Here is a 22,741-nt window from a genome sequence, read left to right as displayed (position 1 = left end):
GTCTCCTAGCGTCCTAAATACTTTTCAATCACATCTTCATTGGCTTGTACCTCTGCCAATGTGCCCTCTGCCAAAATTGCACCTTGTGCCAATACCGTGACTTTTTCACTGATGGTGTCAATAAAGCTCATGTCGTGCTCAACGACCACAAGCGTATGATTTTTTTTCAATTCTAAACACAGTTCAGCAGTACGTTCTGTTTCTGCATCGGTCATTCCTGCCACAGGCTCATCCAATAAAATCAGCTTTGGACGTTGCATCAACAACATGCCGATCTCTAACCACTGCTTTTGACCATGAGATAATAATCCTGCGGGCTTTTTTACAAATTCCTTTAAGCGAATTTGTTCTAAACTTTCCTCCAATGCTAACTGCGCTTCTGGATCAAGTCGGCTAAACAAGCTCTTTTTCACTCGCTTATCTCGTGGTGCCGCGAGCAGTAAATTTTCCATTACTGTGAAATTTTCAAATACCGTTGGTTTTTGAAATTTGCGCCCAATCCCTGCTTCCGCAATTTCCTCAGTACTCATTTTGGCAAGATCATAGTTTTGTCCAAAAAAAGCAGTGCCCGTGGTTGGACGAGTTTTCCCTGTAATCACATCCATCAGCGTGGTTTTCCCTGCACCATTCGGTCCAATGATGCAGCGTAATTCACCTTCAGCGATGTAGAGTGATAAATCATTGAGGGCACGAAACGAATCAAACCAAACACTGACTTTTTCTAAATACAAGGCAATCCCGTGACTAAAATCTGCACCTTCGGTTTTAGCACGACCATAGCCCTCACCGAGTTGACCGCCATGTTGAGCTGAGTCTATGAATAAATCACTCATTTAATTGCTCTCCTTTTTAAAACGGTCAAATAAACCAATCACACCTTTCGGCAAGAAAATCGTCACCACGATAAATAAAGCACCTAAGATCAATAACCATGCTTCTGGTGCTGCAACTGTGAAATAGGTTTTCACCGTATTGATTAAACCTGCACCTAGAATCGGTCCAATCAAAGTGCCACGACCACCTGCGGCAACCCACACTGCCATTTCAATCGAGTTGACTGGATTCATTTCACTTGGGTTAATAATGCCAACCTGTGGCACATACAACGCCCCTGCGATACCTGCAATCACTGCTGATAGCACCCATGCTGAAAGCTTGTACCACAGTGTGCGATAGCCCAAATATTGCAAACGGTTTTCACTGTCACGAATCGCGCCAAGCACTCGACCATAAGGACGATTCATCAGTTGACGTAAACCAATAAAACACAGCATTAACACCAAAGCAGTGACAAAACATAATGTGGCACGCATCGGCGCAGAAGTGATATCAAAACCTAGTAAGGTTTTAAAACCCGTGAAGCCATTATTTCCACCAAAACCTGTCTCATTGCGGAAGAACAAGAGTGCCGCTGCAAAGGTCATGGCTTGGGTAATAATTGAGAAATACACACCCTTGATTTTTGAGCGAAAAGCAAAGAAACCAAAAATAAACGCAACTAAGGCAGGCACAGATAAAACCAAGATCATCGCCCAAGCAAAATGCTCAGTGCCCATCCAATACCAAGGAAGTTCCGTCCAACTGAGGAAACGCATGAAATCCGGTAAGCCATCGCCTGCGGATTCGCGCATCAAGTACATGCCAAAGGCGTAACCACCGAGGGCGAAATACAAACCGTGTCCCAAGCTTAAAATCCCCGCATAGCCCCACACTAAATCCAGTGCCAATGCGACCAAAGCCAAGCACATGATTTTGCCAATCAACGTGATCCAATACGCAGACAGATAAAATGCCGAATCAGGGGATAACAGATGTAACCAAGGTAAGCTCAATAACACGGCAAAACAAATGGCAATCGCAATTGCGCTATACGGTTTATCTGCAAATAAAGAAGTGATTTTCATTGGCTTACTCCACGAAACGACCTTTGATGGCAAACAAACCTTGTGGACGCTTTTGGATAAACAAAATCACAAGAACCAAGAGAATAATTTTTGCTAAAACCGCACCTAAACCAATCTCTAAAACTGTACCGCTAATCCCTAAACCTAAGGCTGCAAGTACTGCACCCCACACTTGCCCCACGCCGCCAACCACAACAACAAGGAAAGCATCGATGATGTAGTTTTGCCCAAGATCAGGTCCGACATTCCCTACTTGTGCTAGCGCACAACCTGCCAAACCTGCTAAGCCAGAACCTAATCCAAATGCCATCATGTCAATACGTGCAGATCGAATGCCCACTGCACGCGCCATTTGACGGTTTTGCGTCACAGCGCGGACAAATAATCCGAAACGGGTTTTGTTTAATAAGAAAACTAAAAGTAGTAATACCGCCACGGTAAAACCAATAATCGCAATACGGTTATACGGCAACATCAGGCTCGGTGTCAGGGCAATACCACCACTGAGCCATGCGACATTCGACACTTCAACGTTCTGTGCGCCAAAGATCATCCGAACCGATTGCATTAAGATTAAACTCACACCAAAGGTTGCCAATAATGTTTCCAGTTGGCGACCATACAACGGGCGAATCACCGTGCGTTCAATCAACATACCGATCAGCGCACTAACAAGGAATGCAGCAGGAATAGCAGCCAATAAATACCAATCGACTAAGCCTGCAAAGTGCGTTTTAAAAAAACTTTGAACTACATAAGTGGTATAAGCTCCAATCATAATGAGTTCACCATGTGCCATATTGATGACACCAAGCAAACCGTATGTAATTGCCAGACCAAGCGCGGCTAAAAGTAAAATACTGGCAGTACTAAGACCCGAAAATACATGTCCTGACCACTCACTGATTTGCAAACGGGTTTTAATTTTATTTTGTGCTTCAACCAAAGCCATCTTTAGTGCTGGATTGCTCTGCGGTTGCTCTAAGCTTTGTGTGATTAAAGCATATACATCTGGGCGATTCGAATCTGCCAAAATTTTTACCGATTCGATCTTGGTGAATTCATCTGAACTATTAAAATCTAAACGGGCTTTCAGTTGTGCTAAACGGGCTTTAACACCTTCACTTTTTTCATTGAGATAGAGTTGTTTGATCGTTGCTACATCAAGCTCATCCAAGTTATTTTCTAAAATATCAACAGCAGCTAAACGTTGTGATGCATCATCAGAATTCAATTTAACTTTGGCTTGTCCAAAGTTCAGTGCCTTACGCAAGGTATTGACCAAAGTCACTTGAGACAAGTCAGAAGGCCAAGTTTCGATGACTTGTAGTTGTGGGTAACTTAATAGTTTTTCATCGTTTTTTAGAATATAAGTATTGCCTGAACTATCAGTATATAACTCATTTTGATCAATATATGCCACCAACTGATCGAGTTGCTCAATACTGGCTGGCCATTGATTCAACATGGCACGACGAGTAGCAAAGTCAGATTTAACAAAAGTTTGGATGGCATCCTGAGAAGTTGTAGACGTCACAGTTGTTGGTGAAGTAACTTCTGCCCATGCAGGATTAAAAATGATCTGTGCCATGATGCAGAGCAGTGCCAAAACATAGTGTTTCGCCATAAGACTCCCCTTATATTTTCTATTTAAACCAATTAATCAAAACTAAAAACCAAGAAAAACCTGCTGCCGAAACAGCAGGTTGCGTGAGAAAATTATTTAGGAATGTACGGGCTCCAAGGCTCAGCTTTGATGGTTTGAGGCGTTTTATAAACCACATCAAATTGACCATCACCACGGATTTGCCCGATCATCACAGGTTTATGTAAATGGTGATTGGTTTCATCCATTTTGAGGGTATAGCCCGATGGTGCTGCGAAAGTTTGACCTGCCATCGCATCACGAACTTTATCAACGTCCGTTGTACCCGCTTTTTCAACCGCTTGTTTCCACATATTGATACCAACATAGGTCGCTTCCATCGGATCGTTGGTCACAACTTTGTCAGCATTTGGAAGTTTGTACTCCACTGCATACTGTTTGAATTTATTCACAAATTCGGTATTTTTCGGATTTTTAACTGACATGAAATAGTTCCATGAAGCTAAATGTCCAACCAATGGTTTGGTATCAATACCACGTAATTCTTCTTCGCCAACTGAGAAAGCCATCACTGGAATATCAGCAGCCTTAATACCTTGGTTGCCTAACTCACGATAGAAAGGAACGTTGGAATCGCCATTGATGGTTGAAATCACCGCAGTCTTTTTGCCCGCAGAGAATTTCTTGATATTGGCAACAATGGTTTGATAGTTGCTATGACCAAACGGTGTGTATTCTTCCATGATGTCTGCATCAGCAATGCCTTTAGACTTCAAGAATGCACGTAAGATTTTATTGGTGGTACGTGGGTAGACATAATCTGTACCGAGTAAAACAAAACGTTGTGCTTTACCGCCCTCATCTCCCATTAAATATTCAACAGCAGGAATGGCTTGTTGATTCGGCGCTGCGCCTGTATAGAAAATATTCTTAGACTGTTCCTGACCTTCATATTGCACTGGATAGAACAGTAAACCATTCAACTCTTCAACCACAGGAAGAACAGACTTACGTGATACTGACGTCCAACAACCGAAAATAACGGCAACTTTGTCCTGAGTAATTAACTGACGTGCTTTTTCAGCAAATAGTGGCCAATCTGATGCTGGGTCAACAATGACAGGTTCGAGTTTTTTACCCATAACCCCACCATTGGCATTGATTTCATTGATGGTCATCAATGCAGTATCTTTCAGAGAAGTCTCAGAAATTGCCATCGTGCCTGAAAGCGAATGCAGAATCCCGACTTTAATGGTATCGCCACTTTCTGCTGGTGCTGTCTTTGCTTCAGTTTTTGTTTGTTCTGTTTTTTCTGCTGGTTTTGAACAACCAACCAGTCCTCCCCCCATCATCGCTGCCATAAGTACAGACATCGACATCAATTTATTTTGCATCTTTGTTCTCCACAGGTTGATATTGTGATTTTTACTAAGTGGATTTATTCAATTTCTGTGCCAACAATTTAAGTAATTGTTTTATATTAATTTTATCTAAATTTTCTCGTTAGAAATCCAATCTTGTATACAACATTGCATACAAAAAATACGTAATGAACCAAAATGATGCAGACTGACTTCTTCAAGACGTGAAATTGATAGTTAGCCCCGATAGAGAAAACTTAAATTTCTGCTTTGGAAAAAATTGAATAAATTCAAAATCCTTTAAGTTAACGAATCCATATGATATTTCGATATTTAAAACATAAAGCACACATGATTACAGCTAAGCTATAAGACACGATTAAAGCAAACCAAAATCCATAAATTCCCAATGGAGCGATCTTGAATATCCACCAATCCATTCCCCAATATGCCAATACCTGACCAAAGCCTAAACCAAAGATCAATAATGAGCTGCTATAAATCATACTCGGCACAATCGTTATACCCCAGCAACGTAATACCGTTGCAAAAATACATAACATTGCATCGGCTAAATGAAACAGTATGCCGAGTATAAAGAGGGAGATCGTGATCTGAATAACCGCTGAGTCTTGAGTAAATAGGGAAATGAATTCCTCACGAAGAAGCAGTAAAACACTGCATAAAGTCACAGCTAAAACAAATATAAGCAGAAAGGCTTTTTTTGACCAAAGCAAAGCAACTTGCTTCTGTTGAGCACCAATTTTTTCAGATAACATCAAACTGAATGCAACAGAAAATGCGGCAGGTAAAATATATAGCATGGAACAAATACTAGCGACCACCTGATGCGAGGCAATCACAATACTACCAAGTGGTAATGCTAAAATCGAAATCGCCATGAAAGCAATCACATCAATCACGATCATGAGAGCGGTGGGTATTCCAATTCGAAGAAAACGAATCAACAATTCATGATTGAAAGAAAAACGACTCAGATCAAGTTTAAAAACAGCTTTGCCACGTATATAACCGCACAGCAATATCAACATCACACTGTCCCCAAGAAATGTCGAAAATACGGCACCATAGACACCCCAAGGTGCAATATCAAAGTACGCCACTCCATTGATCAAAGCATAGGACAGTGGCAGTTTGATCAACAAAAAAACCACACCAATATATGTCGCGATAATAGGACGATCTAAAACCTGTATTTGTATGGTTAAGATTCGACAACATAGACGAATCACTAGATCGACTGAAAAAATCATCAAGCAATTTTTAACCAGTATCAAAACCGTGTCAGGTGCTTGAAAAAAGGTTAATAAATACTCAGTATTATTGATCAAAACGATCGCAAAAATACTAAACACAGCTGCGATTAATACGGCCAAACTCACGACGTTAGTTAATTTTTGTTGATTGATTTCCCGCCCTTTTTCTTCAGCGAGGATTTGAAACATTCCTTGTAGTAAGCCGTAGCCCACCACAAAAACAATCATATAAACTGAAAGAGAAACGGATAAAGCCGTTAAATGCACATGGCTATAGTGGGATAAGAAAGCGGTATCAATAACACCACTCATAATAAAAATCGTATTACTAAACAGAATTGGGAAAAAAATACTTAAAAAACGCTTCATTATATTTTCACTATTATCAATTAAGAATTTGATATATTTGAATTTTAAAATCTTAGAAACAAACAAGACATTTTGATCAATGTGCTTCAAATGTTAGATAAAATTTTACCAATAGATAAAAAGCAAATAGCGTTCCATATTTATTTTTATGCTTATGAATTCATATTTTTAACAAGACATAAAAAAGCCCAGATGGACTGGGCTATGCAAAAAAACGATTCAAATCAAACCACAATATCCGCCAAATTACCTTTCTGCTCTAACCAATGTTTACGATCACTCGAACGTTTTTTGGCAAGCAATTTATCTAATAACCCTGCGGTAAAATGCGCATCATCCAAATCGAGCTGTACTAAACGGCGGGTATTTGGATCCATAGTGGTTTCACGTAGTTGACTGGCATTCATCTCACCTAATCCTTTAAATCGAGTGATTTGCGGATTTTTATTACCTTTCACTTTTTTCAAAATGCTTTCGAGTTCACTATCATCCAACGCATAATAAACATCTTTACCAATATCAATACGATAAAGTGGCGGCATTGCGACAAACAAATGACCATCTTCAACCAAAGTCGGGAAATGCTTCACAAACAATGCGCAGAGTAGTGTCGCGATATGTAGACCATCCGAATCTGCATCGGCGAGAATACAAATTTTGCCGTAGCGCAATTCAGACAAATCATCACTACCTGGATCAACACCAATCGCAATCGCAATGTCATGGACTTCCTGAGATGCCAAGACCTCATCCGAAGACACTTCCCAAGTATTTAAGATTTTTCCACGAATCGGCATAATCGCTTGGAAGTTTTTGTCACGCGCTTGTTTTGCACTTCCACCTGCCGAATCCCCTTCGACAATAAACAGCTCACTGTCTTCACGTGTTAAACCAACACAATCTGCTAATTTACCGGGTAATGCTGGACCAGCCACGATCTTCTTTCGTTCAACTTTCTTAGCTGCTTTTAAACGACGACCTGCTTTGGCAATTGCCATTTCAGCTAATTGTGTCGCGATCTCGGCATGTTGGTTTAACCATAATGCAAACGCATCTTTAGCAATATTGAGCACAATATTTGATGCTTCACGGCTCGATAGTCGTTCTTTAGTTTGTCCTGAAAATTGAGGCTCTTGAAATTTTAAAGATAGGATGAAATTCACACCATCCCAAACATCTTCTGCGGAAAGTTTCATATTACGCGGTAATAAATTACGTAATTCACAGAATTCACGTAATGCCTCAGTCACTCCTGAACGTAATCCATTGACATGCGTACCGCCTTGCGCGGTTGGAATCAAATTGACGTAACTTTCCTGAATCTGTTCACCACCTTCAACATTCCAGCAAATCGCAAATTCACACGCTGCGCGGTCGGCTTGTCCACTACTGACAAAGGCAGGATCAGGTAAAATTTCACGCTCTTCAAGCTCATCCATCAAATAGTCAACCAGACCATTTTCAAATTGCCATTCGATTTTTTCGTTATTTATTTTATCGTCATAAATAATTTTTAAGCCTGCGGCTAACACGGCTTTGGCTTTTAAATTATGCTTAAGTGCTTTTAATGCGAACTTAGGACTATCAAAATATTTGGCTTCTGGCCAGAAACGAACGGTTGTTCCTGTCGCACGTTTCGCCACCTTACCTTCTAATACAGATAAAGGTGCTACAGGCTCACCTTGCTCAAATGCCATCTGATACAAGTTACCCTGACGCTGTACTGCCACTTCAACACGTGTAGATAAAGCATTGACCACAGAAATACCTACACCGTGTAAACCTCCCGAAAATTGATAGTTATCGGTACTGAATTTACCACCTGCATGTAGCTTGGTCAGAATAATTTCAATACCACTTTGACCATATTCAGGATGGATATCAACGGGCATTCCACGACCATTATCTTCAACCGATAATGAACCATCTTCATAGACCGTCACACAAATTTGATCAGCATGTCCTGCCAGCGCTTCATCGACAGCATTATCAATCACCTCTTGCGCCAAATGGTTTGGCCGTGTGGTATCGGTATACATGCCTGGACGACGACGTACAGGATCTAAACCAGAAAGAACTTCAAGAGATTGTGCCGTGTATTGTGTCACTTGGTCTGACTTCCTTATTGGATGGCTGCCGATAAAAATTCAAAGATGAAGGGTAATTTTTCTTCAAAATCATCCATTGCATGATTACCACCAACATCGGTTAAAATCAATGAACAAGGATGTGTTGCGCTATAATAACGTTGTGCCTGACGATAATCCAAGACTTCGTCACCCTGTTGCAACAACACAAGAATTTTATCAGCATGATTAAGCTTCGTCTCGGCAATCGATTGTAATTGCTGCAATTGATGGATATCAAGCGTCCATGATTCAGTGACTTTGAGCGGAATCTGCCCAATTCCAAATAAATCTTCAAATAATTGCCATGGTTGCATGGCAGGATTAATCAGTACAGCAGCACAGCCATACTTGGCGACAAAATATGTCGCATAAAATCCACCTAAGCTACTGCCTACCAATACAACTTGTTGCAGGGTTAAACTTTCGATCAACTGCGAAATTTGCGCTATTACAAGTTCAGGGGATTGATTTAAATCAGGTAAATGTACGTCTACATCATCAAATTGTGCACAGTATTGATACAACTGTTGCCCTTTTTTAGACATGGGGCTACTTCTGAAACCATGTAAATAAATAATTTGCATACGCACCAAAATAGTCAAAGACTTGACATACAGTGAAATAAGTCACATTATTTTGATTAATAGTTAATCAAATAACAAAATAAATTACATTTAAGCTCGATATTGTCAGACACAAAAAACGATACTGCACTCCGTTCATCAGTATTCTTAAAAAATTGCTTATGAAAGACATAAGATGTAAGCGTTTGTTGTAGTTTATCTAAACAATATGAATGAATAACTTCAAACCTTCGGTATATATCAAGGATGGGGAATCAATATGCCAAGTTTAACACCTCTGCATGAAACCTACTGTAAATGGGACAGTACGCCACCTAGTCAGGCAGATGTTTTGGAAGGTTTGGCACAACTGGTCAGCACAAGTCTGAGTGGTGTGCACGAATTGGTGCAACTGGTACAAACTGAAGTGTTACGGACTACGCTCGGTTTAAGTGCACAAAAAGCTAAAAAACTTCAAAAACACCCACAACTACAAAAATTTTATCAATTTTCTTATGATGCACTACAAAAATATGGAACAAGTTTTCTTGCACCAAGTTTGCGTCATATCATTGAGAAATTTCCTGTTTTACATGATAAACCGCTCACTCCAAGTCTTTACTTTGTTGTCGGTGCACTCAATGGCATTTTCGGTGATTTCTTTTTAAAGCAGCATAATCCAATGGCATTGCCTATGGTGCTTTATGATCACTATGGATCTTTACAACAAGGTGAACTCACAGGTCGTGTTGTGATACTGACACATGGTTTGTGTATGAATCATTTAAGTTGGTCGAATAGTCGCTATGGTGGTATTGGCGAACGTTTGTTAGCTCAACGTGATAACAACACCATGTTGTATCTTAACTATAATACTGGACGACGTATTTCAGCCAATGGCCGTAGTTTTGCAAATGTGCTTGAAGATTTAGTACAACGCAATCCAAGAATTACCAGTATTGATTTAATTGGACATAGTATGGGCGGCTTAGTGTCTCGAAGCGCGCTATTTTATGGAAAACAAAATCTTTACCAATGGGTTCATATGGTTGAGAATTTAGTTTGTATTGGTTCACCCCATCATGGTGCTGTGCTTGAACGTTTTGGCTTCATCTTGCAAGATAAATTGGGTGCATTCCCTTTTATTAGTCTAATTGGTCAATTAGTCAATGTGCGTAGTAACGGCATTCTAGACTTGCGTCACGGCAGTGTACGTGATGATGACTGGGAACATAATGATGCCCGTATTGGTTTTGCTGATGACAATCGTAAACCTGCTCCATTACCTTCACATATCAATACTTTCTTGATTGCGGGTACTTTAGAGTTTGAAAAGTTACGTAATAAAGCGTTGTCTGTCATTGGCGATTATTTGGTCAGTGTAAAAAGTGCTTTAGGCGAACATCCAAATCCACGTTTCCAACTAAAATTACCAGACACACATAAAGCGGTTTTCTATGGGCTGAATCATTTTGAAATTCAGTATCACTCCAGTGTCGCTGAACAAATCACACGTTGGTTGTATCCTGATGCGAAAGAGAAGGTTGAAGCTGGTGTACAGACCCATATGATCAATGTACCAAACAATTACACCTTTGATGATTTAGAAGGTATTGTTGAGACCTAAAAGATAGAAGCTCAGTTAGGTTCTAGCTGAGCTTTTATCGATCAAAATCCGTGACAAACTTCATCAGCTTAGAAATACCCTTACTGAATAAATTCACCTTGGTCATTTAATTTTAGTTTTAGATCTTTTCCAAATTCTTTATATAAAACCTCATACTCCCGATTAATGACAATATTTTGAGATGCATCTAAGGTAATGCTTTTAACCAAGCCAAACTTGTTGACCGTTGTCAGATTTATTTCTGGCGTTTCCCTTTCACTTGTTGAGGGGGACGCGATCAATAAAACACCCGCACTTGTTTCTGGGAAAACAACCGAATCACCATAGCTTGGATTCATAAAGTTATAAACTTTGATCAAACCAACACTATCAATTAAGTTAATTGAGCCACAATTCATTCTCTGTGCAGATAAAATACAATTCAGATGTGCATTTGAGCTATAAGGAAGCGAAGTGATTAGGAAACCATCATCATTTTTTAACTTTGCAGGATTTGATGAAGCTTTTTGTGTTTGGTTTTGATGAGAAATCTCATTTTTCTTTTCTGAGGCAGTGCTACAGGAAGCAGTTATGATGCTGAGGCTGACTAAACCGAGGATACATGTATATTTTTTACAAGAAGAATGCATAATAAACCCCTTTATAATAAAAACCGAACCAAAATCTAAATTGAATTACTTAATATCTTTTTCAGCTGCTAAAACACCTGTAGTTTCACAACCTAAGGTTGAAGAAATACATTTTAAGCTACTATTCAAAACAAGCTTGAATGGGGAAATTTTTCCATCTTGATAAGTTTTAACATTTGCAAGATACGTATACTGTCCTTTCTTAGCATCATATGTTACCTGATCGCCCATAAGGAGGTCTGTTTGTTCACTCTTATCTTCAATATCAGAGTGTATAACGGGTATTCCTATAAAATTATTATTCCTTATATTATATAAAAAAGTAGTGACTTGATTTCTTTTAAATGGAATTTTAACATAATTAATAATACTTACTTCTCTCACTCTAAAAGCTAAAATATCTTTATCGTGATACAGCAAAGAGAAATCAACATTAGACTGCAGAGACACTGTCGTCCTTAGAACATTATATACATCTTTTCCATTTAAAACTTGAACCCCATATTTCTTTAATGTGTAGTTAATATTTTTCTTTGTTTTATCAATATTGCCAAAATCCGTTAACTTTATTTTTAAATTAGGGTTAACAACAGCATAATTATTATAAACATCTATATATTCCACAGGTGATTTTACTTGGATAGAGTCTTGCAAATAATCACTCCATGAAGAATTTTCTTTTGCATAACAACCGTTAAATGAAATAGTAAAAATGACTATCACGCTTAAAAAAAACAATTTATTCATAACATTAATTTCAAAAAATGATATTCAAAAAAGAAGTCATTACGAACATCCTTCTTGATATTTCAATTTATCAAGTGTCCCATATGTAACCTCAGCCACCTTATTCTCAACAATATAAAATTTAACACCGTTATTATTATCAAATTGGTGTTGCAAATAGTATGTATTGTCATCATATGCACTTTTTATTAAACTTAAGTCTTTAACCTTAGATTTTAGATCTAGAACAGAGAGCCCCATAAACTCAGATTTTTGATATGAAGCAGTTGAAATCTTATTATCAAAGACTAAATAATCAATTTTTTCATCTTTAGTTTCTGCATATAAACAATTATCAATAATTTCCGTATCATCTACTTGCTTTGCAAGACCTTCTTTTTCCAACTTAGTGTAATCTTGGCCTATATTCATATTTTTAAATTCAAACAACAAATTATTTAATGAATAATCATTATCTACAATCTTAGTTTCTTCTTTGGCATTACATGCTATCATGATAAAACACAAAGGAAAAATACATAGCTTATACATTATTAAATATCCTCGATTTTAGGCAAGCATGTGCCAATATGTAAATGGTGATAATGATTTTTTGCATAGCTTGTACCTGATATTTTAGGTTTCTTATTATAACCATCCTGAGTATAAAATACTGTAAAGCCAAACTTTCTTAACTCACGAACTAAAGTAATGTTCCTTTGCTCATCATAATCATTATTTTGTGTCCAAATTGCGTTCGTTCTATGTGCATTGTTTTTTCCTATGTATCTGAAATCACATGCTTCACCATTACGATGTGTAACACTTGGTGCCTGTGAACTACCATCAATAAGACTCCCCCCTGAACTTGGGTATTCCTCATAACCGAGACTCATGAATGTACCAAGGACTCCTGACATTGTAATACCATTTAAATAAAATCTTATATTCCCTCCTGTCATAAACCATTTATATCCAATATTTCCACTCCTATAAGAGCCATGTTTTGTAAAATCAATAAGATAACAGCTTCCAGAGATAACCTCATTTCCTGCTTTACGCATAGGCGCCTTAACAAATTTAGATTTCCCTAAATTATGAGTCTTACCATTTTGGTCATAATAAATGAACTCAGCAAAACCAGTTGCAGCTTTATTCTCTCTTTTGATTTTTCCATCATGATAAATATGATATCGAGTCGTATCACTTGTTGGCGGTGATTGATTACTTACCGTTGTTAATGGCTTTCCTCCACTTTCAGTATACGTATTATTTTGCTTCGTTTGATTCTTATGATCTGCCTCAGTTTTTGCTTTTTCTGCTTCTTCTTTTGCTTTCTTTTCCTGAACATCTTTCTGCTGCTGTTGTCTTTTTAGATCTTCAGCCTGTTTACGTTTTGCATCTGCAACTTCATATAATTTCGATGCCTGAACAGCACTACCATTTACGGCAAAGGGTTTAGTTGAACTTGATTTTTCAACACGACTTAAAACTAAACTTTTTCCTTTTATACCAAAGCCAAAAACAAAACCCGTTAACATTCGTACATTCATTACACCGCGATTATTTGTTCTTTTCGGTATTTCTCGACCTCGGTAAAAAAGACTAAACAATGTGTTGGGGACAGGTTTACCGTCTTGAGTTACTGAAATATTAAAAGGATGTACAGGAAGCTTCACTTTGACTGTTGTATTTTTTAATGCCGTAGTTACTTGAAAATGATGAATGACCTGTTTCTGCCCATCACCTTCTACTGAAACCTCAACATCTTGTCCTTCCTCCGCAATAATACCTTGCTTGATCCCACGACTATCAGCTGTATGTTTTTTAATATTGCCTTTGTAGGTAAGAAAAAAATTCATATTAGAGATTGCCTTACCAGAATCCCCTTCGACTATTTCAATATTAAAGGTTACATCTTTAGATGCAGGAGTTACCTCTGCCTCTTGAGAAGTCGAAGATTGTCCCTGTTCATTTCTTACTTCTTGAGGTGTTTTATTAACCTGAGGTCTTGGCTGAGGTGCACTATCTGTCGCTAAAGTTGCAGAATGGCTTGTAACTTTAAAATCACTTAAAGTTGCTTTTTGTTTTTCATTTGCTTTTTGAATAATACTATTCGACTCTTTTCCATCAGCAACAATTTTTATTTCTGTATTAGGATGTCTAACAATAACAGGAAGATTACCATTCTCATCACTCTTAACCTTTACATTGGTTTCACCAGAGAAGCTCTTTCCCATATAATTAGAAACAACCACAACCTCTTTATTTGCCAATATATTTTTATCTACATCTTTTAAGCTAATATAAATTTTTCTATTACAACACTGTTCTAAATCAAACCCACCAAAATCCTCAATATATTTCTTAATATGAGTTCCATTGCCATCTACTTGTTTTATACCCTTAAATTTTGAAATCCCTAAAAAGGCACCTAGGCCTCCAATTCCAACAAGATGCATTCCGGCAATTGCGCCTGACTCTGTAATTTCTACATTCTGAATAGTTCTACCGAAATGCTCATTAAAATTATTATTTCTAAGTTGATTACATAAATATTTGACCCACTCCTTAATAATTTCATATTGGTTTTCAGGGCTTTTTAGAAAATCTTGTTTTGATTTTATATTCCTCTTACCAGACCACTTACCTACCCAGTTATTAGAGCTAAATTGATTTTTCCAACTTGTACGTAAAGATGAGTTTTTATCTGTATTCTTAATATCAGCATAAGAAATACCTTGATCCCCTAAATAATAACCTAAATCATATAAAGCCTCTTCTCCCCATTGAAACAATCCCATAAAACCACTTTTGTTTACAATACTAGCTGATTCCATGTTCAATGGATGGTTTAGAGGTAATTTTAAAACTGCTGAAGATTCCTTAAAGCTAACAGCCTCAATAAAACCTGCTAAATTAGTCTCAAAACTTTTACTTGACTTTTTAAAGTTAATTGTTTTTTTCATAATCAATTCTCTTTATACCAATCACCCACTTTATAAAAACTCATATTTACTGATGTATTATTCTTTAAATAACTATTTAAAACAGTTTTTGCCTCTTCATAATCTCCATTCTTCGCACAACTTAGTTCTACCCGAGAACTCTCATCTTCTTTCTGATGAGTAGCTACTTTTCTAAAGTAAGAAAATGCATTTTTATCATTATATGCAATCCATATTTCATCTTTATCCTCTTTATAATAAGCTCGATAAATATAATAATTGTTTTTATTATATGTAACTTTTGCACAATTTCCTGTAGACATCCATTGATTATTCTTTGGTTTTAAACTTAGTTGACTTAATAATTGCAATCGATTTTTACTAGTATTACTCTTTCCATAATCCCATATATGTTCACACTCTACTTCACCCATTTTTTTAATAGATACAACAGGCTTTTCATTCCAATATTTCATACATTCTTTAGCACTTTCTGCATGTAAATTTATACTATTTAGTAAAATACATGCACCAATCATTATCTTTACAGTGTTCATTATTAAATTAATCCTTAATTCCAAAACTTTCAAAATCTGCTTTTAAATCTGTATCTTCAATATGTTCATCACTATAGTGTTCATGGTTATGATCATCATCACCACCACAACAGGCCTCATCTGAACCATGACCTTGCCCTTCCGTGATCACTTCTTCAACCAGTTGTAGCTTATCTGAACTGTCATCATTCTTACCTAGTAAAAGAATTTCGACGCTATCTGGGTTATCACTAAAGATCCGCCCTGTCCTTGCTAACTGATCAAGAAAACCGATGTATTCTGTTTTCTTAGCGTGATTAATAACTTTATATTTAAATCCATCTTTCAATAAATCCGCATTAACCAACCCGCTAAAATCAAATCTTCGACTAAAAATTCCACTCTCTGGCATTTTAGGCAATTCTGAATTTACCGTTGCCCCCCCTGTAAACAAATGCTGACCAGCCTTACTCTCAAACTTACCACCTGTAGTTGAGAACACACCATCCGCATTAATTTTGAGTTGTGAACCACCCGCTGTTAATACAATCTCTTTAGGACTGGTAATTTCAATCTTATCTTCAGTAGAAATCAGTTTAATCACCTTCTTGGCAATCGCTTCAATCGCATCATCCTGCGCCTGCAACTCCAATTTCCCTTTTGCTGCATAAGCTCTAAAGCCCTTTTGCGCGGCAAACAAACTGATCTTGTCCTGTGCATGACCAATAATATTCTTCTGTGCACTCAAGTTAATTGAGCCACTGGCGCTCTCGGCAATATCCTGAGAGGCCTGCAAAATAATATTTTCAGGCGTAGTTAACGCAATTCCATTCGGTGAAGCCAACAACATCAAGGCCTGTCTGAAAATCTTGCCTTGCTCTTGTTGCTTGGCATCGGAACTGCTTTCCAAACCTTGAGTATAACCCTCCATAAAGCCCTGTAATGAGCCCAATGCTTTGGATGGGGTGATTTCTAGTTTGCTACCTTTACTAAAGGTTCCACAGCTACTCATCAGCTCAAAATCTTTAATATCGACATTGGCTAAAACCTTTCCGACTTCTTTAAGACTTTCAAACGGATTTTGCTGAATCCGATCTTTAATACTGGCAAGCTTGCCTTTGACAATATCAGCACCATGCTCTTCTACGTTTTCGATGAAGTCTTTTAGATTTTCTACCGCATCTTTGGCATCATTAAAGAACGCATTAAATTCTTCAACCGCACCTTTAGCATCACCACCGAGCGCACCAATATCCTCAATAAAACCACCGCAATCCTTTAAGGCATGGATGGGATCATTATTCATCCCTTCTTTAAATAGATTTAAAGTGCTACCCAGTGCTTGACCTGTGGTCTTAAGCTCCAGTGACTGAATAAACTTCGGTAAACGATTAATCACATTCAGCGCATCGGTCTGCTGCTTCGCTGCAATTTCACTGAGCATTTTCATGCTGTCATAGCCTTGCGATAGCAAAGATTGTGCTTGTACGGCTTCCAGATGATCAGCAATGGCCTGTTCTTGGGCATAGGTACTAATCAGCATGCCTTTGCCTGCCCGAACCGCACCCCAAGCATCAGTTCTGAGCTCAAAGCCCTCACCACGACCATTACTGGTCTCCTGCACTTTTGGGTGACTTAAATTACCTAAATTCAGCTGTGTTGCAGCATGGCTACTTTGCAACTGGGTACTGATTTGCCCTGTTGTATCATCGAAGCGTAACTGATTAAAACCACTCCCATTGACCTCCTGACTGCGGATACCACTGAGTTTTTTAGTGTCGGGAAGCTGCCCTTTAATATCAAATTTGGTCGGAGAACGCTGTGCTTCATGGATTCGTCCTGTCACAAAAGGACGGTCGATATTGCCATCAAAGAAGTCGATGACCACCACCTCACCAATCCGTGGTAAGAACCGTGCACCATAACCCTCTCCCGCCCAAGGTGTGAGGACATCCACCCATGCAGAATCGGTGTCATTGTCATTGCTACCTGCACCGCCATCATGTCCATGATCATCATTACGAGTAAACAGAAAACGTACTTTGATTCGTCCCCATTCATCCACATAAATGCTTTCACCTTCAGGTCCAACCACTTTGGCACGTTGCGGATAGACTATCGGACGATACTGTTCAGGATTATATTCAGGCGTTATTTTGATGTGACGGCGAATCAAGGTCAGTTCATTACCCTGACGCTCGGCATCATCATAGCTACTTTGATCCCAACGGCTCTGGATTAACAGCTGACGTACCTGTTGCTGTAAATCTTTAGGTAAATTATTTTGATTATAAAAATTCTTGGCAATAATCAGGAATTCTTGATCCGCCCCTTCATGCTGATCAATTTCAGGATGTTCTCTGAGATTAAACCAATAACCAACTTGGCTATCACGCACGGTACTATAAGCCTTAAAGTATTTGGCTTGAATAGCATACATATCATTAAATTGCTGATTCAGTTTTTCTAACTGACTGTTTCCAGAAGCAGTGGCTTGGTCTTCACCCTTTAAGTCCTGCATCCAAGCTGGACTGATATGCCATGCCTGTTCAAGACTCAAACTTGCCGAATCGAAACTATCTGAATGGCTATGCGTTGTCACCACTGAACCTGCGCCTTCTGCTTGTTCCAAGGCATCGGGCTGCCAGCGTTGCACATGGACTGCCGTTGGCTGCAAGCTTCGCACCGCTACAAAACCTGTAATACTGTCTTGGAATTCTGTCGCACTGCTACGGTGATAGCGAATACTCCGTCGAGCCAAAGCCTGATATTCGCTATTCTCATCAATTAGTCTGAGCTTTTGGGCTTGTATCGGCGTACTGGAATGGGCAACAAAAAGCTCAGCTTCATCAATTAACCAGTTAATTCCTTCACTACGCCATAACCGCGTCAGAAATTCATAATCTGATTCATTATGTTGCATCGTAAATGGTCGAATATCATAATTCTGACTCAAGCCTTTGAGATCAAGTGCCAAACTTGCTGCAAATAGTTGGCTTTTCTCTTGCCATTCCTTGAATAAAACCTCAGTGATTTCCACGATATTTTTATTCATAAAGACACGACTATTTCGACGTTTTTGCCATAAATTCGTTGCATCTTTTAAAGTGAGTTTATAGGGTGTTAAAGCGCCATCACTTTGCCCATAACAGGCTTCCGTTATTATTCCTGAGGTTCTAAACAATTGTCCTGAATCTGTGACCTGATCAACAGCGACCTGAACACCAATGAATTGTTTAAGAGGAATCTGTGCATTGACGGAAAGGCAAATCAACTCCGCTTCTAAGCCACTATTGAGCTGATGTTTTCCCTCTATACGTTGCAGTAAAACTTGATGATTGAGTAATTCATTAGAAAATTGTACGTGTATGGCACGTTTTTGTGCATTTAGCCCCATTTTTTCTAATACATTAAATATATTAAAAAGCATTTTTTATAATCGTAGTACAAAGAATCGGCTGAACTTTATAAAAAACAGAACTATCTGTCTACAAATAAGTGACCTAAATTAGCAAAAAATTACACTTTTGTTTTTTTCTGACAAAAAATAAACCCAAAATTGAGATAAGCAATTTTGGGTTTATGGTAATTATAAAAGCTTATTTTTTGAGGACATTATAATTCCTGAAAAGTTGCCATAAACAGATCAGTAAAATTAGGCTGAAATATAGGAGAGACCATACTGGTAAAGACTGTCCTAAGAAAGTCCAATCAACCATTGCACATTCCCCAGAGCCCGAAAGGACTTGTTGTAATACCGTTTTCATGGGTAAGGCATCGACCAAATAATCTAAACCTGGACCACAACTCGGCACTTGATCAGGTGGTAAGTTCTGCAACCAAACATGACGTGCAGCCACACCGACAGACCAGCCAATCGACAAAGTGGCTAACAAAGCATAGAAATGCTTAAAACCATTAGAGATAGGATTATGGATAAATGCAATCAGTGCGATAAATCCCATACCGATCAAACCAATCCTTTGGAAAATACAAAGTGGACATGGCTCTAAACCCTGCACGTGTTCTAGATACAAGGCAAATGAGATACCAATAATACTTGTCAGAACAAGCAAAGCACTGACCAAACGGTAATTCCATCGCATGGGAAATCCTCTAAAAATTTTAACGGTATTTTGCAAGATATTGGCTAAAACTCATGTCGTTATCTTGTTCAAGTTCAGCCTGTTTTTGCAACGAGATTTGCGCCAATTGTTCGAAATATTGTTTGCGTTCTTGACTAAGCGGATGGTGATCATAATGGTCGACATGTTGTTGTGCCATTACACTCCCAAAATTCCACGTTCCGCCATTCTCTAAAGTATCTTTAATGACCTGCGCGGAAAGTGTATCTTCAACATGATCTAAACGTTGTTGCATCACTTGAATAGACTTCTGATATAACTTTGAATCATTCATTTGATCTAAGATATTGGCACATTCTTGAATCGCATTTAAATGATGCTGTGCCCAATCTTGCAATAAAACGGTTGTTTGACCTAGTTCAATTTTGGCATCCGCTGCACGTCCACGATTGACCACTTCAGTTTGATTCTGATCAATTTGCTCTTGTTCTTCAGCAAACAGCTCTGGACTGTCACTTAATAAACAATACAAGGCTAAACTCTCAAGAAAACCTGCCGAAATTTCATCAATCCCAATTGCACTATATGGATTGACATCAACAGCTCGAAGCTCAACATAACCCACACCACGATTTTTTAAGGCTTGTGATGGTGTTTCGCCTGCCTGAGGAACTTGCTTCGGACGAACCAAACTATAGTATTCATTTTCAATCTGAAGCACGTGATCATTGATCTGAATCGGCTCACCTTGCTCATCATCCAAACCTAAATCACTAAATTCAGGATAAGGTGTATGTACTGCTTTCTGTAATCCATCCAAATAATCATGTAGGTCGTTATAATGAATACCGAGCTCTTTTTGTGCTGAGTTTTGGTAACCTAAACGCCCCATACGCAAAGCTGTCGCTTCAGGTAAATATAAGGTTCCTTTGACTAAAGGCTGTAAATGATGTTGGCGACCCGTTAAAAAACAACGACAAACCGATGGACTGGCACCCAACATATACATGACTAAAGGAATTAAACGGATAAAGTTCCGAATCAAACCAAAATAGCGATGACTACGATAATCTTGTGAGCTGAGCTGTTTTAGTTCTGGCTTGTTTTCATGGCGTTGTAATTCAGCAAATAAAGCATCTGGAAAAGATAAATTATAATGCACCCCCGAAATCGTCTGCATACGGCGACCATAACGTACGCCTAAACCATGACGATATAAGGTTTTGAAACGGCCAATATTTGAAGTCCCATATTGGGCTAATGTTATATTTTCTTCATTATCATCTAGCATACATGGCATCGACAGTGGCCATAGACGCTCGCCATCTTCTAATTGCTGATGTACGACACTGTGAATGTCTTTTAATTCGTTTAGTGCTGCTGCAATTGTGGTTTGAGGAGTGGTAATAAACTCCATCAACGCTTCTGAATAATCTGTCGTGATATGTGGATGTGTTAGTGCTGAACCCAAAGCTAAAGGATGCGTTTTTTGTGATAAAAAGCCATTACTTTGCATACGTAAGCTTTCACGTTCTATTCCACGCAACATCCCCTTTAATAGCGAGGCATCTACCCAAGTTGGTATCACAAAGGGATTAAGGCTGGGTTGATTCATATTATATGCTCGCTCGTTCAAGATCAGCCGACCCAATACATGGTATCGACTTCGCCGAATATGACAGTATTCAGACTGTGCTCATGATTTCGACTTAGCCAATTATAACGACAATTATGATCTAGTCATCTGATTTAGTTTGGCAATTTTTATCACAATCTTATTACATAAGACATGCAGAAATTGTGATTTTATTAAAAAATAAATCTTCCAACGGATACTTGTTTATGCAAGCACAAGACATTATTAATTTCTGGTTTGCGCCAGAACATCAGTCGCTTTGGTTCGCTAAAAGTGATGAATTTGATATTAAAATTCGTGATAAATTTCATACAATTCATCATCAAGCAACTCAAGCAGAACTTTGGTCATGGCGTCAAACACCTGAAGGACGTTTAGCCGAAATTATTGTTTTAGATCAATTCTCTCGAAACTTGTATCGTGATCAAGCACAAGCGTTTGCTTATGACAGTCTTGCTCTGGCATTGTCACAAGAAGCAATTAGTTTACAACTGGATGCACAGCTTAGTCCTGAACAACGCTCCTTTTTATATATGCCGTTTATGCACAGTGAGTCGAAGCTGATACATGAGTTTGCTCTCAAATTATTTCAACGATTAGGCAATGAAATCAATTTAAACTTTGAGAAAAAGCATAAAGTGATCATTGATCGTTTTGGCCGCTATCCACATCGCAATGCAATATTGGGAAGAATCTCAACCCCTGAAGAGTTGGAATTTTTAACTCAACCGAACAGTAGTTTTTAAGTCGGCTAAGCTCGTCATTTTAAAAACAGGAATAGCAAATGAAAAGATTATTGATATGTACACCGCTTCTTGTCGCATTGGCATTGGCAGGATGCGCGACGGTTCCTTCCAAACCACGAACCTTTGATCAACTTGGGCAATTCACCGCTTATCCGTTAAATAACAAAACCTACCGTATTGGTTTCCAAGCTGATAATAATTTAAGTTATGGTACGGCTGAAGAGATTACTTTATTAAAAGCAGCACAAACCACAATCAAAAATGGCTTTCGCTATTTCACCGTGGTGGATGACCCAAGCAATGCACGGCATAAAACGCAGCGACAAGCCGTGATTTATCCAACTCCATCATATTATCCTTATGGCTACTATCGTCGTCATCCCGCCTTTTGGCCCGATCCATTCTATGATATGCCACAAGTGGTCAATATTGATCCAATCCAAGTGTCGTATACTATCGAGTGTTTTCAGACTCAACAGCAATCACCCGATGCCTTTGATGCACAGCTAATTTTGCAATCGTTAGGGCAAAAATACGGTTTGAGTCCCACAGGAGAAGTGTTGCAGCCCCCTGCACCACCTCAAAATAAGAAATGATAT

The 22,741-nt window shown here is 38.5% G+C and carries 18 protein-coding genes; 3 read left to right on the top strand and 15 right to left on the bottom strand.

Annotated elements, in window-relative coordinates:
• Window positions 1–5 precede the first annotated feature (5 nt).
• From urtD to NGC85_RS00560, 7 genes are all read right to left on the bottom strand, one after another.
• Window positions 6–833, bottom strand: coding sequence for an urea ABC transporter ATP-binding protein UrtD (gene urtD / locus NGC85_RS00590; protein WP_005052578.1), 828 nt, complete (start codon window positions 831–833; stop codon window positions 6–8).
• Window positions 834–1,904 carry an urea ABC transporter permease subunit UrtC gene (urtC, locus tag NGC85_RS00585; RefSeq protein ID WP_254804511.1) on the bottom strand — a complete coding sequence of 357 codons (1,071 nt, stop codon included), beginning with the start codon at window positions 1,902–1,904 and terminating at the stop codon, window positions 834–836.
• Between the two features lie 4 nt (window positions 1,905–1,908).
• Window positions 1,909–3,531, bottom strand: coding sequence for an urea ABC transporter permease subunit UrtB (gene urtB / locus NGC85_RS00580; RefSeq protein WP_254804510.1), 1,623 nt, complete (start codon window positions 3,529–3,531; stop codon window positions 1,909–1,911).
• A 92-nt stretch (window positions 3,532–3,623) separates the two neighbouring features.
• The gene (gene urtA / locus NGC85_RS00575; RefSeq protein WP_254804509.1) at window positions 3,624–4,904 is read right to left on the bottom strand and encodes an urea ABC transporter substrate-binding protein; all 1,281 of its coding nucleotides are present in this window, start codon (window positions 4,902–4,904) and stop codon (window positions 3,624–3,626) included.
• 272 nt (window positions 4,905–5,176) lie between these two features.
• Complete coding sequence (locus NGC85_RS00570) at window positions 5,177–6,517, bottom strand: MATE family efflux transporter (protein ID WP_254804508.1); 1,341 nt, start codon at window positions 6,515–6,517, stop codon at window positions 5,177–5,179.
• A 224-nt stretch (window positions 6,518–6,741) separates the two neighbouring features.
• The gene (gene parE, locus NGC85_RS00565; protein WP_254804507.1) at window positions 6,742–8,625 is read right to left on the bottom strand and encodes a DNA topoisomerase IV subunit B; all 1,884 of its coding nucleotides are present in this window, start codon (window positions 8,623–8,625) and stop codon (window positions 6,742–6,744) included.
• Between the two features lie 14 nt (window positions 8,626–8,639).
• The gene (locus NGC85_RS00560; RefSeq protein ID WP_254804506.1) at window positions 8,640–9,230 is read right to left on the bottom strand and encodes a YqiA/YcfP family alpha/beta fold hydrolase; all 591 of its coding nucleotides are present in this window, start codon (window positions 9,228–9,230) and stop codon (window positions 8,640–8,642) included.
• Window positions 9,231–9,489: 259 nt separating this feature from the next.
• Here NGC85_RS00560 and NGC85_RS00555 point away from each other — a divergent pair, with 259 nt between their 5' ends.
• Window positions 9,490–10,836, top strand: a complete 1,347-nt coding sequence (locus NGC85_RS00555) for a hypothetical protein (RefSeq protein WP_005060246.1) — start codon at window positions 9,490–9,492, stop codon at window positions 10,834–10,836.
• Between the two features lie 80 nt (window positions 10,837–10,916).
• Here NGC85_RS00555 and NGC85_RS00550 read toward each other — a convergent pair whose 3' ends face one another.
• The 8 genes from NGC85_RS00550 to gshA all read right to left on the bottom strand — a co-directional run bounded on the left by NGC85_RS00550 (window position 10,917) and on the right by gshA (window position 21,375).
• Complete coding sequence (locus NGC85_RS00550) at window positions 10,917–11,465, bottom strand: hypothetical protein (RefSeq protein ID WP_005052593.1); 549 nt, start codon at window positions 11,463–11,465, stop codon at window positions 10,917–10,919.
• A 45-nt stretch (window positions 11,466–11,510) separates the two neighbouring features.
• The gene (locus NGC85_RS00545) at window positions 11,511–12,212 is read right to left on the bottom strand and encodes a hypothetical protein (RefSeq protein ID WP_254804505.1); all 702 of its coding nucleotides are present in this window, start codon (window positions 12,210–12,212) and stop codon (window positions 11,511–11,513) included.
• A gap of 39 nt (window positions 12,213–12,251) precedes the next feature.
• Window positions 12,252–12,707 (bottom strand): hypothetical protein, encoded by a 456-nt coding sequence (locus NGC85_RS00540; protein ID WP_254804504.1) that lies wholly within the window; start codon window positions 12,705–12,707, stop codon window positions 12,252–12,254.
• Window positions 12,708–12,745: 38 nt separating this feature from the next.
• The gene (locus NGC85_RS00535; protein WP_254804503.1) at window positions 12,746–15,160 is read right to left on the bottom strand and encodes a hypothetical protein; all 2,415 of its coding nucleotides are present in this window, start codon (window positions 15,158–15,160) and stop codon (window positions 12,746–12,748) included.
• Window positions 15,161–15,162: 2 nt separating this feature from the next.
• Window positions 15,163–15,696, bottom strand: a complete 534-nt coding sequence (locus NGC85_RS00530) for a hypothetical protein (protein WP_254804502.1) — start codon at window positions 15,694–15,696, stop codon at window positions 15,163–15,165.
• A gap of 7 nt (window positions 15,697–15,703) precedes the next feature.
• Window positions 15,704–19,105 (bottom strand): type VI secretion system Vgr family protein, encoded by a 3,402-nt coding sequence (locus NGC85_RS00525; RefSeq protein ID WP_254804501.1) that lies wholly within the window; start codon window positions 19,103–19,105, stop codon window positions 15,704–15,706.
• Window positions 19,106–19,274: 169 nt separating this feature from the next.
• Window positions 19,275–19,781 carry a disulfide bond formation protein B gene (locus NGC85_RS00520; RefSeq protein WP_254804500.1) on the bottom strand — a complete coding sequence of 169 codons (507 nt, stop codon included), beginning with the start codon at window positions 19,779–19,781 and terminating at the stop codon, window positions 19,275–19,277.
• 19 nt (window positions 19,782–19,800) lie between these two features.
• Window positions 19,801–21,375, bottom strand: a complete 1,575-nt coding sequence (gshA, locus tag NGC85_RS00515; protein ID WP_254804499.1) for a glutamate--cysteine ligase — start codon at window positions 21,373–21,375, stop codon at window positions 19,801–19,803.
• 227 nt (window positions 21,376–21,602) lie between these two features.
• On the opposite strand from gshA, the gene NGC85_RS00510 reads away from it, so the two are divergent.
• Window positions 21,603–22,142, top strand: a complete 540-nt coding sequence (locus NGC85_RS00510; RefSeq protein WP_005060266.1) for a DUF924 family protein — start codon at window positions 21,603–21,605, stop codon at window positions 22,140–22,142.
• Window positions 22,143–22,180: 38 nt separating this feature from the next.
• Window positions 22,181–22,738, top strand: coding sequence for a hypothetical protein (locus tag NGC85_RS00505; RefSeq protein WP_169108565.1), 558 nt, complete (start codon window positions 22,181–22,183; stop codon window positions 22,736–22,738).
• The last annotated feature ends 3 nt before the right edge of the window (window positions 22,739–22,741 follow it).

Source organism: Acinetobacter sp. Z1 (genome assembly GCF_024296945.1).
Taxonomy (GTDB): Bacteria; Pseudomonadota; Gammaproteobacteria; order Pseudomonadales; family Moraxellaceae; genus Acinetobacter; species Acinetobacter beijerinckii.
The sequence above is the reverse complement of the archived record's forward strand: the minus strand, read 5'-3'. Positions and strand labels throughout refer to the sequence as shown.

What these genes read in the sequence shown, in the direction of transcription:
- urtD (WP_005052578.1), bottom strand. Translation starts at nt 833, where the DNA reads ATGAGTGATTTATTCATAGACTCAGCTCAACATGGCGGTCAACTCGGT.
- urtC (WP_254804511.1), bottom strand. Translation starts at nt 1,904, where the DNA reads ATGAAAATCACTTCTTTATTTGCAGATAAACCGTATAGCGCAATTGCG.
- urtB (WP_254804510.1), bottom strand. Translation starts at nt 3,531, where the DNA reads ATGGCGAAACACTATGTTTTGGCACTGCTCTGCATCATGGCACAGATC.
- urtA (WP_254804509.1), bottom strand. Translation starts at nt 4,904, where the DNA reads ATGCAAAATAAATTGATGTCGATGTCTGTACTTATGGCAGCGATGATG.
- NGC85_RS00570 (WP_254804508.1), bottom strand. Translation starts at nt 6,517, where the DNA reads ATGAAGCGTTTTTTAAGTATTTTTTTCCCAATTCTGTTTAGTAATACG.
- NGC85_RS00560 (WP_254804506.1), bottom strand. Translation starts at nt 9,230, where the DNA reads ATGCAAATTATTTATTTACATGGTTTCAGAAGTAGCCCCATGTCTAAA.
- NGC85_RS00555 (WP_005060246.1), top strand. Translation starts at nt 9,490, where the DNA reads ATGCCAAGTTTAACACCTCTGCATGAAACCTACTGTAAATGGGACAGT.
- NGC85_RS00550 (WP_005052593.1), bottom strand. Translation starts at nt 11,465, where the DNA reads ATGCATTCTTCTTGTAAAAAATATACATGTATCCTCGGTTTAGTCAGC.
- NGC85_RS00545 (WP_254804505.1), bottom strand. Translation starts at nt 12,212, where the DNA reads ATGAATAAATTGTTTTTTTTAAGCGTGATAGTCATTTTTACTATTTCA.
- NGC85_RS00540 (WP_254804504.1), bottom strand. Translation starts at nt 12,707, where the DNA reads ATGATAGCATGTAATGCCAAAGAAGAAACTAAGATTGTAGATAATGAT.
- NGC85_RS00535 (WP_254804503.1), bottom strand. Translation starts at nt 15,160, where the DNA reads ATGAAAAAAACAATTAACTTTAAAAAGTCAAGTAAAAGTTTTGAGACT.
- NGC85_RS00530 (WP_254804502.1), bottom strand. Translation starts at nt 15,696, where the DNA reads ATGAACACTGTAAAGATAATGATTGGTGCATGTATTTTACTAAATAGT.
- NGC85_RS00525 (WP_254804501.1), bottom strand. Translation starts at nt 19,105, where the DNA reads ATGCTTTTTAATATATTTAATGTATTAGAAAAAATGGGGCTAAATGCA.
- NGC85_RS00520 (WP_254804500.1), bottom strand. Translation starts at nt 19,781, where the DNA reads ATGCGATGGAATTACCGTTTGGTCAGTGCTTTGCTTGTTCTGACAAGT.
- gshA (WP_254804499.1), bottom strand. Translation starts at nt 21,375, where the DNA reads ATGAATCAACCCAGCCTTAATCCCTTTGTGATACCAACTTGGGTAGAT.
- NGC85_RS00510 (WP_005060266.1), top strand. Translation starts at nt 21,603, where the DNA reads ATGCAAGCACAAGACATTATTAATTTCTGGTTTGCGCCAGAACATCAG.
- NGC85_RS00505 (WP_169108565.1), top strand. Translation starts at nt 22,181, where the DNA reads ATGAAAAGATTATTGATATGTACACCGCTTCTTGTCGCATTGGCATTG.